General features: G+C 72.6%; 13 protein-coding genes. 12 read left to right on the forward strand and 1 reads right to left on the reverse strand.

From position 1 onward, the window contains the following. Genes BBH68_RS36185 through BBH68_RS36235 form a run of 11 tightly spaced genes read left to right on the forward strand, consistent with a single transcriptional unit; the run spans window position 1 to window position 11,732 of the window. Window positions 1-1,236, forward strand: a complete 1,236-nt coding sequence (locus BBH68_RS36185) for a glycosyltransferase (RefSeq protein ID WP_065968075.1) — start codon at window positions 1-3, stop codon at window positions 1,234-1,236. Next, on the forward strand, window positions 1,233-2,507 hold the full coding sequence (locus BBH68_RS36190; RefSeq protein ID WP_065968077.1) for a class I SAM-dependent methyltransferase: 1,275 nt from the start codon (window positions 1,233-1,235) through the stop codon (window positions 2,505-2,507). Before BBH68_RS36185 ends, BBH68_RS36190 begins: the two co-directional genes overlap by 4 nt. Continuing rightward, window positions 2,504-3,298, forward strand: a complete 795-nt coding sequence (locus tag BBH68_RS36195) for a glycosyltransferase family protein (protein ID WP_065968079.1) — start codon at window positions 2,504-2,506, stop codon at window positions 3,296-3,298. The genes BBH68_RS36190 and BBH68_RS36195 overlap by 4 nt, the downstream gene beginning before the upstream one ends. Further along, window positions 3,295-3,942, forward strand: coding sequence for a PIG-L deacetylase family protein (locus BBH68_RS36200; RefSeq protein WP_065968081.1), 648 nt, complete (start codon window positions 3,295-3,297; stop codon window positions 3,940-3,942). The genes BBH68_RS36195 and BBH68_RS36200 overlap by 4 nt, the downstream gene beginning before the upstream one ends. 3 nt (window positions 3,943-3,945) lie before the next feature. Continuing rightward, complete coding sequence (locus BBH68_RS36205; RefSeq protein WP_065968082.1) at window positions 3,946-4,971, forward strand: NAD-dependent epimerase/dehydratase family protein; 1,026 nt, start codon at window positions 3,946-3,948, stop codon at window positions 4,969-4,971. Beyond that, window positions 4,959-6,242, forward strand: a complete 1,284-nt coding sequence (locus tag BBH68_RS36210; RefSeq protein ID WP_065968083.1) for a DUF4910 domain-containing protein — start codon at window positions 4,959-4,961, stop codon at window positions 6,240-6,242. The genes BBH68_RS36205 and BBH68_RS36210 overlap by 13 nt, the downstream gene beginning before the upstream one ends. A 29-nt stretch (window positions 6,243-6,271) precedes the next feature. Next, entirely contained in the window at window positions 6,272-7,570 is a 1,299-nt protein-coding gene (locus BBH68_RS36215) for an MATE family efflux transporter (RefSeq protein ID WP_065968091.1), read from the forward strand. Beyond that, entirely contained in the window at window positions 7,567-8,577 is a 1,011-nt protein-coding gene (locus BBH68_RS36220) for a glycosyltransferase family 2 protein (protein WP_104531499.1), read from the forward strand. Before BBH68_RS36215 ends, BBH68_RS36220 begins: the two co-directional genes overlap by 4 nt. Beyond that, the gene (locus tag BBH68_RS36225; RefSeq protein ID WP_065968084.1) at window positions 8,574-9,824 is read left to right on the forward strand and encodes a polysaccharide pyruvyl transferase family protein; all 1,251 of its coding nucleotides are present in this window, start codon (window positions 8,574-8,576) and stop codon (window positions 9,822-9,824) included. The genes BBH68_RS36220 and BBH68_RS36225 overlap by 4 nt, the downstream gene beginning before the upstream one ends. After that, a complete protein-coding gene (rfbC, locus tag BBH68_RS36230; protein ID WP_065968086.1) occupies window positions 9,821-10,372 on the forward strand; it encodes a dTDP-4-dehydrorhamnose 3,5-epimerase in 552 nt (183 codons plus the stop codon). Before BBH68_RS36225 ends, rfbC begins: the two co-directional genes overlap by 4 nt. Window positions 10,373-10,379: 7 nt before the next feature. Next, entirely contained in the window at window positions 10,380-11,732 is a 1,353-nt protein-coding gene (locus BBH68_RS36235) for a glutamate-1-semialdehyde 2,1-aminomutase (RefSeq protein ID WP_281182513.1), read from the forward strand. A 12-nt stretch (window positions 11,733-11,744) separates the two neighbouring features. Here BBH68_RS36235 and BBH68_RS36240 read toward each other — a convergent pair whose 3' ends face one another. After that, the gene (locus BBH68_RS36240; RefSeq protein ID WP_065968089.1) at window positions 11,745-12,425 is read right to left on the reverse strand and encodes a phosphatase PAP2 family protein; all 681 of its coding nucleotides are present in this window, start codon (window positions 12,423-12,425) and stop codon (window positions 11,745-11,747) included. Between the two features lie 562 nt (window positions 12,426-12,987). On the opposite strand from BBH68_RS36240, the gene BBH68_RS36245 reads away from it, so the two are divergent. After that, the coding region (locus BBH68_RS36245; RefSeq protein WP_425428894.1) for an ATP-binding protein at window positions 12,988-14,559 on the forward strand (1,572 nt) is incomplete at its 3' end.

Genomic DNA, 14,559 nt, shown 5'->3' on the forward strand with positions numbered 1-14,559 from the left:
ATGCACGTCCTCGTGGTGCACAACCGCTACTCCTCGGCGCAGCCGAGCGGCGAGAACAGGGTCGTCGACGAGGAGGTGGGGCTGCTGCGCGCGGCCGGCCACCGGGTCGACGTGTTCGAGCGGCGCAGCGACGACATCGCCACCCGGTCCCTGCTCGGCAAGGCCGCGGTGCCGCTCCTCGTACCGTGGAACCCGGCGGTCCGCACGGAGCTCGCCGCCCGGCTGCGCGCCGAGCGACCGGACGTGGTGCACATCCACAACGTCTTCCCGCTTCTGTCGCCCGCGGTGCTGGCCGCCTGCGCCGATGCCGGCGTGCCGGTCGTCGCCACGCTGCACAACTACACCCAGGTGTGCCCGCCCGGCACGCTGCACCGGGACGGCCGGCTGTGCACCGAGTGCGTCGGGTCGGCGGTGTCCCTGCCCGCCGTCCGGCACGGCTGCTACCGCGGCTCCCGGCTGGCGACGGTGCCGCTCGCGGTCAGCCTGTCGGTCAACCGTCGGCGGTGGTGGTCCGGCGTGGAGCGGTTCTTCTGCATCTCCGCGGCGCAGCGCGACATCCTGGTGCGGTCCGGCATGCCGGGTGAGCGGCTGGCGGTGAAGCACAACTTCGTGCCGGACCCGGGCGCGCGCCGGGTGGGCGACGGCGAGCATCTGCTCTTCCTCGGGCGGCTCGCGGAGGCCAAGGGCGTGCGGCTGCTCATGGCCACATGGGACCGGATCGCAGCGGGCGGCGGTGTGGGGGTGCCGCTCGTGATCGCCGGCGCGGGGCCGCTGGAGGACGAGGTGGCCGCCTGGGCGGCGGGCCGGGACGACGTGCGGTACGCCGGGCTCTACGGCCCGGATCGGTGCCGGCGGGCCATCGCGCGCTCGGTCGCCGTGGTGGCTCCCTCGATGTCCCTGGAGACGTTCGGCCTGGTGGTCGCGGAGGCGATGGCGGCGGGGGTGCCGGCCGTCGCCGCCGGTCACGGCGCCTTCGTCGAACTCGTCGAGGAAGGGGTGACCGGGTTGCTGCACCGGCCGGGCGAGGCCGCCTCGCTGGCGTCCTGCCTGCGCCGGATCACGGCGGAGCCGGACCGCAACCGGGACATGGGCCGGGCGGCCCGGCGCCGTTACGAGCAGGGCTTCAGCCCGGCCGTCGGCCTCGAGCGCCTGGTGGACGAGTACCGCACCGCGATCGCGGTGCGGTCGGAATCAAGTCGGAATCAATGGGGGGAATCAATGGGGGGCAGTAAATGACACGATGCCGACTCTGTGGCTCGGCGACCCTGGCGAGCGTCGTCGATCTGGGGGCGACCCCGCCGTGTGAGAGTTTTCTCGCCGCGGACCAACTCGACGAGCCGGAACCGGCGTACCCGCTGCACCTGCGGGTCTGCACCGACTGCTGGCTCGCGCAGATCCCTCCGCTGATCACTCCGGAGGAGACGTTCACGCAGTACGCGTACTTCTCCTCCTACTCGACCTCCTGGGTGGAGCACGCGCGCACGTATCTCGCCGACGCCGTCCAGCGGGTGGGCCTTCGCCCCGACGCCTTCGTGGTCGAGGTCGCGAGCAACGACGGCTACCTGCTGAAGCACGTGGTGGACCGCGGGATCCGCTGCCTGGGCATCGAGCCGTCGGTGAACGTCGGCGCCGCGGCGCGGGAGGCGGGTGTGCCCACGCTCACGGCGTTCCTGGACCCGGCCACCGGCGCGGACGTCCGCGCCGAACACGGCCCGGCGGACCTGGTCGTGGCCAACAACGTGTACGCGCACATCCCCGACGTGGTCGGGTTCACCCGGGGGCTGCGCGCCCTGGTCGCCGACGACGGCTGGGTCTCCATCGAGGTGCAGCACCTGCTGAGCCTGATCGAGGAGAACCAGTACGACACGATCTACCACGAGCACTTCCAGTACTACACGGTCGCGTCCGCGGCCCGGGCGCTGGCGAGCGGTGGACTCGCGCTGGTGGACGTCGAGCTGCTGCCCACGCACGGCGGTTCCATCCGGCTGTGGGCCCGGCCGGCCGAGGTGGCCGGCGAGCCGAGCGATGGGGTCTCCCCTGCTCGAGCGGAGCCGAGAGCTCGGGGAAGGGTGGCCGAGGTGCTGGACCGGGAGAAGGCCGCCGGGCTGCGGGAGCTGTCCGGGTACACCGAGTTCTCCGCCCGGGTGGCCAAGGTGCGCCGGGACCTGCTGCGGTTCCTCATCGAGGTGGCCGAGCGCGGCGAGACGGTCGTCGGCTACGGCGCCCCGGGCAAGGGCAACACCCTGCTCAACCACTGCGGCATCCGGCCCGACCTGCTCCCGTACACGGTCGACCGCAACCCCTACAAGCACGGCAGGTTCACCCCGGGCACCCGCATCCCGATCCTGCCGCCCGAGCGGATAGCCGCCGACAAGCCGGACTACGTCCTCGTCCTCCCGTGGAACCTGCGGGCGGAGCTGGTCGAGCAGCTGTCCTTCGTCCACGACTGGGGCGGCCGGCTGGTCTTCCCCATCCCGGAACTGAGCATTGTCGAGGTGGGGTCATGAAGGTCGTCCTGTTCTGCGGCGGCTACGGGATGCGGATGCGCAGCGGCGCCGCGGACGACGTGCCCAAGCCGATGGCGATGGTCGGCCCGCGGCCGCTGATCTGGCACGTCATGCGCTACTACGCGCACTTCGGGCACACGGAGTTCATCCTGTGCCTCGGCTACGGGGCCCACCACATCAAGAAGTTCTTCCTCACCTACGAGGAGACGACGTCCAACGACTTCGTACTGCGGGGCGGGCGGACCGAGCTGCTGTCCACCGACATCTCCGACTGGACGATCACGTTCGCGCAGACCGGCATCGAGTCACCGATCGGGGAGCGGCTGCGCCGGGTGCGGCACCATCTGGACGGCGACGAGATGTTCCTCGCCAACTACGCCGACGTGCTCACCGACGCCCCGCTGGACGAGATGATCGACCGGTTCGCCCGGCGCGACGCCGGGGCGTCGATGATGGTGGTGCCGCCGCAGTCCTCGTTCCACTGCGTGGACCTGGGCGACGACGGCCTGGTGGGGGGCATCACCGCGGTGAGCGACCTGCCGCTGTGGGAGAACGGCGGCTACTTCGTGCTCCGCCAGGAAGTCTTCGACCACATCCCGGAGAACGGGGACCTGGTCGCCGACGGATGCGCCCAGCTGGCCAAGCGGGGCCGGCTGGTGGCGCACCAGCACCGCGGCTTCTGGAAGCCGACCGACACCGTGAAGGAGCGGGCCGCGCTCGACGCCGCCTACGCCCAGGGCCACCGCCCGTGGGCCGTGTGGGAGCGGGACAGCGCCGGAGCGCGGGCGTGATCCGGCTCGGGGCCGGGCGCCTGGACCGGATCGTCGCGGTGGGCGCGCACTGCGACGACATCGCCATCGGCGCCGGCGGCACGCTGCTGACGCTGTGCCTCGCGCGGCCGGGCATCCGTGTCGACGCCCTGGTGCTCTCCGGCGGTGGCGGCGAGCGCGAGCGGGAGGAGCGGGCCGCGCTGGCCGCCTTCTGCCCGGGCGCCGACCTGCGGCTGACCGTGCACAAGCTGCCGGACGGCCGGCTGCCCGCGAACTGGGACGAGGCCAAGGCCGCGGTCGAGGAGCTGCGCCTGCGGACCGTTCCCGATCTGGTGCTGGCCCCGCGGACCGATGACGCGCACCAGGACCACCGCGGCCTGGCGGAGCTGATGACCACCGCGTTCCGCGACCACCTGGTGCTCCGCTACGAGATCGTCAAGTGGGACGGCGATCTCGGCCGCCCGGTGGCGTACCAGCCGCTGTCGCCGGAGGTCGCCGAGGAAAAGGTGCGGCTGCTCCAGGAGCACTACCCCTCGCAGCGGCACCGGCCCTGGTACGACCGCGAGGCCTTCCTCGGCCTCGCCCGGATCCGCGGCATCGAATGCCACGCGCGCTACGCCGAAGCGTTCGCCGTCACCAAACTCACTCTCGACCTGGGGGAATGAACCTTGCGCGTACTGCTGACCGGGCACCAGGGCTACCTGGGCACCGTCATGGCCCCGGTCCTCACGGCCGCCGGGCACGAGGTCGTCGGCCTTGACTCCGGACTGTTCGCCGACTGTGTGCTGGGCCCGCGGCCCGCGGACCCCCCGGGGCGCCAGGTGGACCTGCGGGACGTCACGGCCGAGCACGTGGCCGGGGTGGACGCCGTGATCCACCTGGCCGCGCTGTCCAACGACCCGCTGGGAGCGCTGGCGCCGGACCTCACCTACGACATCAACCACCACGCGTCCGTACGCCTCGCCCGGCTGGCCCGCGAGGCCGGGGTGCGGCGCTTCCTGTACGCGTCGACCTGCTCGGTCTACGGCGCCGCCGGCGGCGACGACCTGGTGGCCGAGGACGCCCCGCTGCGCCCGGTGACGCCGTACGCGGAGTCCAAGGTGCGGGTGGAGGACGACCTGCACGCGCTGTCCGACGGCGACTTCAGCCCGGTGTACATGCGCAACGCCACCGCCTTCGGCTACTCGCCCCGGCTGCGCGCCGACATCGTGCTGAACAACCTGGTGGGCCACGCGCTGCTGTCCGGCGAGGTGCTGGTCCTCTCCGACGGCACCCCCTGGCGCCCGCTGGTGCACGCCGTCGACATCGCACGGGCCTTCGCGGCCGCGCTGTCCGCGCCGCGGGAAGCGGTGCACGACCGGGCGTTCAACATCGGCAGCGAGACCAACAACGTCACGGTCGCCGAGATCGCCGAGCAGGTCGCCGAGGCGGTGTCCGGCGCGCGGGTGGTCATCACCGGGGAGACCGGTGCCGATCCGCGCTCGTACCGGGTGGACTTCTCCCGGTTCCGCGCCGCGGTGCCCGGCTTCGACTGCGAGTGGACGGTGAAGCAGGGCGCGCTCGAACTCGCCGACGCCTACCGGAAACACGGGCTGACCCGGGAAGGCTTCGAGCGGCGCTTCACCCGGCTGGCCCATCTGCGCGCGGCGTCCGAGGCCGGCGCCGTGGACGAGACCCTGCGGTGGCGCCGGTGACCGCGGCGGGCGACGAGATGTACGCGCTGGTGGAGCGGTTGTACCCGCTGTGCCGGAGCATCACGGGTGACGGTGTGCGGGCCACCCTGGAGATCGTCGGCGAGTACGTTCCGCTGCGGGTGCACGAGGTGCCGACCGGGACCCAGGTGCTCGACTGGACGGTGCCGCAGGAGTGGAACATCCGGGACGCGTACATCGCCGACGCCACCGGCAGGCGGGTCGTCGACTTCGCCGCGTCCAGCCTGCACGTGCTCGGCTACAGCGTGCCGGTGTCGGCGACCATGCCGCTGGCCGAGCTGCGCGGACACCTGCACACCCTGCCGGAACACCCGGCTTGGGTGCCCTACCGCACCAGTTACTACCAGCCGGAATGGGGGTTCTGCCTGGCCCAGGAGACCCTGGACGCGCTGCCGGACGGCGAGTACGAGGTGTGCGTCGACTCCACGCTCGCGGACGGCCACCTCACCTACGCCGAGCACGTGGTCCCCGGCCAGGTCCCCGACGAGGTGATCGTCTCCTGCCACGTCTGCCACCCGTCGCTGGCCAACGACAACCTGGCCGGCATCGCGGTGGCGACCTTCCTGGCCAGGGCGCTGGCCGAGCGGACGCCGTACTACACCTACCGGTTCGTCTTCGCGCCCGGCACCATCGGGGCCATCACCTGGCTGGCCCGCAACGCGGAGCGGATCGACCGGGTCAAGCACGGGCTCGTGCTGGCCTGCGCCGGCGACCCGGGCCGGCTGACGTACAAGCAGAGCAGGCGCGGCGACGCGGAGATCGACCGGGTGATGCGGCATGTGCTGGCCGCGTCGGAACGCCCGCACCACGTCACCGAGTTCACTCCGTACGGCTACGACGAGCGGCAGTTCTGCTCCCCCGGGTTCGATCTCGGCGTGGGCTCGCTCAGCCGGACCCCGTACGCGGGCTACCCCGAGTACCACACCTCGGCGGACAACCTGGACTTCGTCTCCCCCGCGGCGATGGCGGACACCCTCGCCCTCTGCCGCGAGGCGTTCGCCGTCCTCGACCGCAACCGTCGGTACCTCAACCTCAGCCCGTACGGCGAACCGCAGTTGGGCCGGCGTGGGTTGTACGACGCGCTCGGCGGCCGCAGCGACACCAAGCAGGCCCAGATGGCCATGCTGTGGGTGCTCAGCCTCTCCGACGGCGAGCACGGTCTGTTGGACGTCGCCGAGCGGTCCGGGCTGCCGTTCGACACCGTCGCCGCCGCGGCCGACGCCCTCCACGGCGCCGGGCTGATCAAGGCGTGACCCCGATGACCGACCCGATGACCGACCCGATGACCAACGCGGAGGAGACTCCGCGGACAACGGCGCCACCGACCGGATCCACCCGGCGGGCCCTCGTCGGCCGGCTGTCCTGGGGGCTGGCCGACCAGGCGGCCTCCAGCGTGAGCAACTTCGTGGTGGGGATCTATGTGGCCCGCTCGCTGGGGCTGGCCGCCTTCGGTGTGTTCAGCCTGGCCTGGGTGACCTACGGGGTGCTGCTCAACGTCTCCCGCGGGCTGGCCACGGACCCGCTCACGGTGCGCTTCAGCGGTGTGCCGGTGGCGTCCTGGCGCGCGGCGGTGGCCCGGTCGTCGGGCAGCGCGCTCGGCCTCGGTGCCGCCCTCGGCGCGGCGTGCCTGGTGGTCGGCCTCGCGCTCGGCGGCCGCGTGGGGCCCGCGTTCGTCTGCCTCGGCGTCATGCTGCCGGCGCTGCTGCTGCAGGACGCCTGGCGGTTCGCGTTCTTCGCCGCCGGCACCGGGCACAAGGCGTTCGTCAACGACCTGGTGTGGGGCGTCGCCCTCGTCCCGGCCATGGTGGTGGCGGCCCGCGTGGGCAGCGTGGCGGCCTATCTGCTCGCCTGGGGCGCGTCCGCCGCGGTGGCCGCGGGGTACGGCTGCGTCCAGTCCGGCATCCGGCCCCGGATGCCCGAAGCGCGCGGGTGGCTTCGCGAGCAGCGCGACCTCGGCTACCGGTACCTGGTCGAGAACGTCGCCCTCAGCGGCGCGAGCCAGCTGCGGGCGTACGGGCTCGGCGCGATCGTCGGGGTCGGCTCGGTGGGCGCGGTCCGGGGCGCCGAGCTGCTGCTCGGCCCGTTCCTCGCGGTGCTCATGGGGCTGTCGCTGGTCACCGTCCCGGAGGCGGCGCGGGTGCTGCGCCGGGCCCCGCACCGCCTCGGCGCGTTCTGCCTCCTGCTGGGCGGCGGGCAGGCCGCCGCCGCGCTGCTCTGGGGCGCGGCTCTGCTGCTGATGCCGGACCGGCTCGGCGAGCTGGCGCTGGGCGGCGTCTGGCACTCCGCCTCGCGGCTCATCGTGCCGGTCACGCTCAGCGTCGCGGGCGCCGGCCTCGGCACCGGCGCGGCGGCCGGGCTTCGCGCGCTCGCCGCGGCCCGGCGCAGCCTGCGCTGCCAGCTGATCGCCTCCACCTTCTATGTCGGCGGCGGGCTCGGCGGGGCGGCCCTGGCCGGCACGGTCGGCTCGGCCTGGGGCGTCGCCGCCGCGACGTTGAGCGCCTCGGCCGTGTGGTGGCTGCACCTGCGGTCCGCCCTGCGCGAGCACCGCCACGAACCCATCCCCGAAGTGAGGACGCCATGACCGACCGACCCCGGCTGAGCATCGGCCTGCCCGTGTACAACGGCGAGGAGTACCTGGCCGAGTCGCTCGACGCCCTGCTCGGCCAGACCTACGAGGACTTCGAGCTGGTCATCTCCGACAACGCCTCGACCGACGGGACCCAGGACATCTGCCGCCGGTACGCCGAGAAGGACTCGCGGATCCGGTACATCCGGCTGCCCAGGAACGTCGGCGCCACGCCGAACCACAACTATGTGTTCACCGAGTGCCGCGGCGAGCTGTTCAAATGGGCCTCGCACGACGACCTCTACGGCCGGGACCTGCTGCGGGTTTGCGTGGAGGCGCTGGACGAGCGGCCCGAGGTGATCCTCGCGCACGCCGACCAGGCCGTCATCGACGGCGACGGCCAGGTGAAGGTTCCGTACGAGTACGGGCTCGCCACCGCCTCGCCGCGCCCGCCGGAGCGCTTCCGCAGCATGTTGTTCGAGCCCGGTGGCGACGACTTCTACGGGGTGATCCGGGCCGACGTACTGCGCCGGGTGAAACCGATGGACAGCTACCACCACGCGGACCGCACGTTCGTCGCCGAGATCGGCCTGCACGGGCCCTTCCACCAGGTGCCGGAGCTGCTGTACTTCCGCCGCGACCACCCCACCCGCGCCGAGCGGGCGAACCCCGGCAAGCGCTCCCGGTGCGTCAACCTGGACCCGCGCCGGGCAGGCCCGCTGCACCCGACGCCCCGGCTGCTCGCCGAGTACGTCTGGGGCTTCGTTTCGGCGATCCGGCGGGCGCCGCTGTCCTCGGCGGACCGGCGCGCGTGCTACCGCCACCTGGCCGCGTGGATGGCCAGCCGGGCGCGGCCGGGCGCCGGCGAGCGGGTCGAGGACCGCGCCCCGGTCGACCCGGCCAAGCTGACGGTCTCCGTCGACGCGCTGGTCGCCGGCCGTGAAGGCCGCGACGTTCCTGAAAGCCGGGACACTCGTGAAGGCCGTGACGTTCCTGAAGGCCGTGAAGGGAGGCGGGCATGACGCCCGCGAACGGGACTCCGGTGCGCGTCGGGGTGTTCGGCCTGCTCGGCTCCGGAAACCTCGGCAACGACGGGTCGTTGGAGGCCGTGCTCGGATACCTCCGGCGGGAGCACCCGGAGGCGGTCGTGGACGCGCTGTGCGGCGGGCCCGAGGCCGTCACGGCCCGGTTCGGGATCCCCGCGACGCGGCTGCACTGGTACCGCGGGGAGTACCGGACCGCGTCCCGTGCGGGCGCGATCGCGGCCAAGGGTCTGGGCAAACTCGTCGACGCCGTCCGCACCGCCGCCTGGGTGCGCCGGCACGACGTGGTGATCGTGCCGGGCATGGGCGTCCTGGAGGCCACGCTGCCGCTGCGGCCGTGGGGCTTCCCGTATTCGCTGTTCCTGCTCTGCGCGAGTGGCCGGCTGCTGCGCACCCGGGTCGCGCTGGTCAGCGTCGGCGCCGCCACGATCGGCAACCGGCCGACCCGGGCCCTGGTGCGCTGGTCGGCGCGGCTGGCCGCGTACCGGTCGTACCGGGACGCCCGGTCCCGCGACGCGATGCGGGCGATGGGCGTGGACACCTCGCGCGACGAGGTCTATCCGGACCTCGCGTTCGCCCTGCCGACGCCACCGGCGACCGCACTCTCGGGTCCATCGGGCTCATCGGGCTCATCGGGCCGAGTCTGCCTCGGCGTCATGGCCTTCCACGGCGGCAATGACGACCGCGCCCGCGCCGAGGAGATCCACCGGCGCTACCTCGACGGGACGATCCGGTTCGTCCGCGCACTGGTCGAGGACGGCAGACCGGTCCGGCTGCTCACCGGAGACGACTGCGATGCGCCGGTGGTCGCCGCGATCCTCGACGCGGTGGACTCGCCGCTGGTCACCGCCGCCGAGGCGGCCTCGCTGGCCGACCTGATGCGGGAGATGGCGGCTGCCGACACTGTGGTGGCGATCCGGTACCACAACCTGATCTGCGCACTGAAGACCGGCACGCCGGTGCTCGCGCTCTGCTACGCGGCGAAGAGCGAGGCGCTCATGGATCGGATGGGCCTCGGCGCGTACTGCCACCCGGCCCGCGAGGTGGACGCCGACCGGCTGCTCGAGCAGTTCCGGGCGCTGGAGAAGCGGTCGGCAGAACTTCGGCACACCCTCGCCGAGCGGAACCTGGCCGCCGCCCGGCAACTCGAGCACCAGTTCACCGCCCTGGACGCGGCCCTGTTCCCAGCGGCCGATCACCCCCACGCCCTGCGGGAGGCTCCATGAAGGCGACCGAAGTCCGGGAGATCGCCGGCGCGTACCTGTTCGAGCCGACGCCGTACGCCGACGAGCGCGGCTTCTTCTGCCGCACCTTCGACGCCGATGTGGTCCGCTCGGTGGGCCTCGACCCGCACGCCTTCGTCCAGGACAGCCTGTCCCGCTCGGCCCGGGGCGTGCTTCGCGGCCTCCACCTGCGCTCCGGCGCCGGCGAGGCCAAGCTGGTGCGGTGCTCGTACGGGAGGATCTTCGACGTGGTCGTGGACCTGCGGCCGGACTCGCCGACATACCTGGGCCGGGCCTTCTTCGAGCTGTCCGACGAGACGCAGGTGACCCTGTACATCCCGGCGGGGTGCGCGCACGGCTTCCAGGCGCTCACCGAAACCGCCGACACCTCGTACCGGATCGACCGCCCGCACGATCCGGCCGAGGACGTGACGATCGCCTTCGACGACCCGGAGCTCGCCATTCCCTGGCCGCTGCCGGTCGCGTCGATGTCCCAGCGGGACCGGGAGGCGCCGAGCCTCGCGGAGGTCCTGAAGCGCCAGGGAAGGTGAGGTGGGCGTGGTCACCGAACACACGGAAGGCACCGAATCCACCGGGGAGTTCCTCCTGCCACGGTCGCGGATGGCGAACGAGCGGCTGCACGCCCTGGTGCCAGGGGGCGCGCACACCTACGCCAAGGGCGACGACCAGTACCCCGAGGACCTGGCCCCGGTCATCAGCCACGGCCGCGGTGCCCATGTGTGGGACATCGACGGCAACCGCTACGTCGAGTACGGCTCCGGCCTGCGGTCGGTCAGCCTCGGCCACGCCCACCCCCGCGTGACCGAGGCGGTGCGGCGGGAACTCGACCGCGGCAGCAACTTCGTCCGGCCGTCCATCGTGGAGCTGGAGGCCGCGGAACGCTTCCTGGCCACGGTGCCGACCGCCGAGATGGTGAAGTTCGCGAAGAACGGCTCCGACGCCACCACCGCCGCGGTCCGCCTCGCCCGCGCCGCCACCGGGCGCCCGCGGGTGGCCATCTGCGCCGACCATCCGTTCTTCTCCGCCGACGACTGGTTCATCGGCACCACGCCGATGTCCGCCGGTGTTCCGGCGGCGACCAACCAGCTCACCGTGGCGTTCCCCTACGGTGACCTGGCCGCCACGGAGGAACTGCTCACCCGGTACCGGGACGAGGTCGCCTGCCTGATCCTCGAACCCGCCACCCACACCGAGCCGGCGCCCGGGTACCTCGCCGGCCTGCGCGAGCTGGCCGACCGGTACGGCTGCGTGCTGATCTTCGACGAGATGATCACCGGCTTCCGCTGGTCGGAGGCGGGCGCCCAGGGCCTGTACGGCGTCGTCCCCGACCTCTCCACGTTCGGCAAGGCGCTGGGCAACGGGTTCGCCGTCTCCGCGCTGGCCGGGCGCCGCGATCTGATGGAGCGGGGCGGGCTGCGTCACTCCGGCGACCGGGTGTTCCTGCTGTCCACCACGCACGGTGCGGAAACGCACTCCCTGGCGGCCGCGATGGCCGTGCTCACCACCTACGCCGAAGAGGGCGTCACCGCCCGGCTGCACGCCCTCGGCGAGCGGTTGGCCGCCGGTGTCCGCGCCGCCGCGGCCGACATGGGCGTCGGCGACCACATCGTCCTCCGGGGCCGGGCCAGCAACCTGGTCTTCGCCACCCTCGACGAGAACCGGCAGCCGTCGCAGCGGTACCGCACCCTGTTCCTGCGCCGGCTCCTCGCGGGCGGGGTGCTGGCCCCGTCGTTCGTGGTGAGCAGCGCGCTCGAGGACGCGGACATCGAGCACACCGTCGAGGTGGTGGCCCAGGCGTGCGCGGTGTACCGGAAGGCGCTGGACGCCGCCGACCCCACTCCGTGGCTGGGCGGACGACCGGTGAAACCCGTGTTCCGCCGATTCGCGTGACATGACATGACGTCAGCGAGGCTCCCGCCGACCCGCGTGGGCCGGCCGGTCGACCGGCCGGTCAGCCATCCGGTCGATCAGCCACGCGGTCGCCGGTACCACCGCCAGCGCGGTGCACCAGCCGCCGAGGACATCGGTCGGGTAGTGCGCGTCCAGGGCGACCTGCGCCCACCCCATGGCGGCGCCGGCCACCAGCGCCGCGGCGAGCACGAGTGATGCGCCGGCGTTCCCGCCGAGGCCGAGTCGGCCGGTCGCGAGCAGCGCCACCACGAGGGCGAGCGCGGTGAGGAAGGCGGTGTGGCCACTCGGGTAGGACAGGCTTCCGTCGTGGATGGTACGTCCCACCAGGGACTTGAGCAGCGTCGCCGCTCCCACGCTCATGCCGGCGCCGACAACGGCCAGCACCGCCGCGCGAGGACTCCGAAGCAGCAGGCAGCCCGTCACGATGGCCACCACGAGCGTCGCCGCTCCCGCGGGCTCACCCAAGAAGTCCACGGCCAGAGCGACGTGCCGCCACGACGGCCCCACACCGTCCACCGCCGCCCGGACCCGCGCGTCCACCCTGCCGGGCTTGCTGTCGCCGGCGTACAGGACCCCGAGCACGGCGACCACCAGCGCGGCGAGGGCCGCGATCAGCCCGAGCCCCATGCGCAACGGCGGGGACAGCAGGGCGGGCGCCGGCCGGCCGGTCACACGCCCACCGCGCCCGGATCGATGAACGCGCGCACTACCCGCCGCTTTTCGGGTTCCGCCGCCGCCAACTCCCCACCGACGAGCCCCCCATCGTGTCCGCCTCGGCCCGTGCGGGAGCCATCGGTTTGTGCCCCCCCTGCCACCCTAACCACCCACGCGGTCGCGCAAACCGCCGCCAGAAGGTCCTTCACGTGAGGCACGGGCTTGACTGCGACGGCCGACGTGCCGTCCGCCACGCATCGCTGGAGAAAGTGTCTGCGGCCCCGCGCGGCAAGGCGCCAGGAAAGCCACTACACGCCCTCCTGGCTCCTTTTGGCGGTTGTAACGCAGGGGGGATCGATCAATGGAGAGAAAGAGGGCCACAGAGGCGTACAGACGTCTTCTCACCCAGGGTGCAGGAGGAACCTTCGGTATCCTCGAAACCGTTCCGGCGGCCATCGGTCCCCAGCCCCGAGGGCTCAGGGGTCTCCTTTGTGTTGCCGCGCCCCGTTCCGCCAGATGTCCGGCCGCTCCCGCACCGTGGTGCCGGAGCGCGGTCCGCCATGCCCGAAAGAGAGCATCTGTGACCACTTACGGCACTCGCACCGCCGCTGACCCCACCACCGCCACTGACGCCACCACCGCCACTGACGCCGACGCCGACGCCGACACCTCCGGGTCCGAGCAGACCGGCCGCGCCAAGGCGGCGTCGTCCTATGACGCCGACGCCATCACCGTCCTGGACGGTCTCGACGCCGTACGCAAGCGGCCCGGGATGTACATCGGCTCCACGGGCGAGCGAGGGCTGCACCACCTCGTGCAGGAGCTCGTGGACAACTCCGTGGACGAGGCGCTGGCCGGGGTGGCCGACCGGATCGACGTGACGATCCTGGCCGACGGCGGCGTGCGGGTGGCCGACAACGGCCGTGGCATTCCGGTGGGGACGCATCCGGTGGAGAAGCGGCCGGCCGTGGAGGTCGTGCTGACCGTGCTGCACGCGGGCGGGAAGTTCGGCGGCGGGGGCTATGCGGTCTCCGGGGGTCTGCACGGTGTGGGCCTGTCGGTGGTCAACGCCCTGTCGACCCGGCTGTCGGCGGAGATCTGGACCGACGGCCACCGGTGGACACAGGACTACGAGGACGGCGCCCCCACCGCCCCGCTCGCCCGCCGCGAAGCCACCTCCCGGACGGGCACGTCGCTGACCTTCTGGGCGGACGGCGCCATCTTCGAGACCACCGACTACTCCTTCGAGACGCTGGCCAGGCGTTTTCAGGAGATGGCATTCCTCAACCGGGGGCTCACCCTGACCCTGACCGACGAACGTCCGTCCGCGCGTGCCACGGCCGCGGCCGACGAAGCCGGCTCGGACACCGCCGAGGAGCAGGCGGCGAAGACGGTCTCCTACCGCTATGACGGCGGCATCACCGACTTCGTCGCCCACCTCAACGCCCGCAAGGGCGAGCCGGTCCACCCCTCGGTGATCTCCATCGGCGCCGAGGACCCCGAACGGCTGCTGTCGGTCGAGGTCGCGCTGCAGTGGAACGGCCAGTACGCCGACAGCGTCCACTCCTACGCCAACGCCATCCACACCCATGAGGGCGGCACCCACGAGGAGGGCTTCCGCACGGCGCTGACCACCGTCGTCAACCGCTACGCGCGCGAGAGGAAGCTGCTGCGGGACAAGGACGGCAACCTCGCCGGCGAGGACATCCGCGAGGGCCTGACCGCGATCATCTCGGTCAAGCTCGGCGAGCCGCAGTTCGAGGGCCAGACCAAGACCAAGCTCGGCAACACCGAGGCGCGGACCTTCGTGCAGAAGGTCGTGCACGAGCACCTGACCGACTGGTTCGACCGCAACCCGAACGAGGCGGCCGACATCGTACGCAAGGCCGTCCAGGCGGCCACCGCCCGGGTCGCGGCCCGCAAGGCGCGCGACCTGACCCGCCGAAAGGGCCTGCTGGAGTCCGCGGCGCTGCCGGGCAAGCTCGCCGACTGCCAGTCCAGCGACCCCTCCCGGTCGGAGATCTTCATCGTCGAGGGCGACTCCGCCGGCGGTTCGGCGAAGTCCGGCCGCGACCCGCGGTACCAGGCGATCCTCCCGATCCGCGGCAAGATCCTCAACGTCGAAAAGGCCAGGATCGACAAGATCCTCCAC

The organism is Streptomyces sparsogenes, from assembly GCF_001704635.1.
In the GTDB taxonomy this organism is placed as follows: domain Bacteria; phylum Actinomycetota; class Actinomycetes; order Streptomycetales; family Streptomycetaceae; genus Streptomyces; species Streptomyces sparsogenes.

Bases quoted from the DNA above. Each gene is read 5' to 3' on its own strand.
- BBH68_RS36185 (WP_065968075.1), top strand. From the start codon at position 1: ATGCACGTCCTCGTGGTGCACAACCGCTACTCCTCGGCGCAGCCGAGC.
- BBH68_RS36190 (WP_065968077.1), top strand. From the start codon at position 1,233: ATGACACGATGCCGACTCTGTGGCTCGGCGACCCTGGCGAGCGTCGTC.
- BBH68_RS36195 (WP_065968079.1), top strand. From the start codon at position 2,504: ATGAAGGTCGTCCTGTTCTGCGGCGGCTACGGGATGCGGATGCGCAGC.
- BBH68_RS36215 (WP_065968091.1), top strand. From the start codon at position 6,272: ATGACCAACGCGGAGGAGACTCCGCGGACAACGGCGCCACCGACCGGA.
- BBH68_RS36220 (WP_104531499.1), top strand. From the start codon at position 7,567: ATGACCGACCGACCCCGGCTGAGCATCGGCCTGCCCGTGTACAACGGC.
- BBH68_RS36225 (WP_065968084.1), top strand. From the start codon at position 8,574: ATGACGCCCGCGAACGGGACTCCGGTGCGCGTCGGGGTGTTCGGCCTG.
- rfbC (WP_065968086.1), top strand. From the start codon at position 9,821: ATGAAGGCGACCGAAGTCCGGGAGATCGCCGGCGCGTACCTGTTCGAG.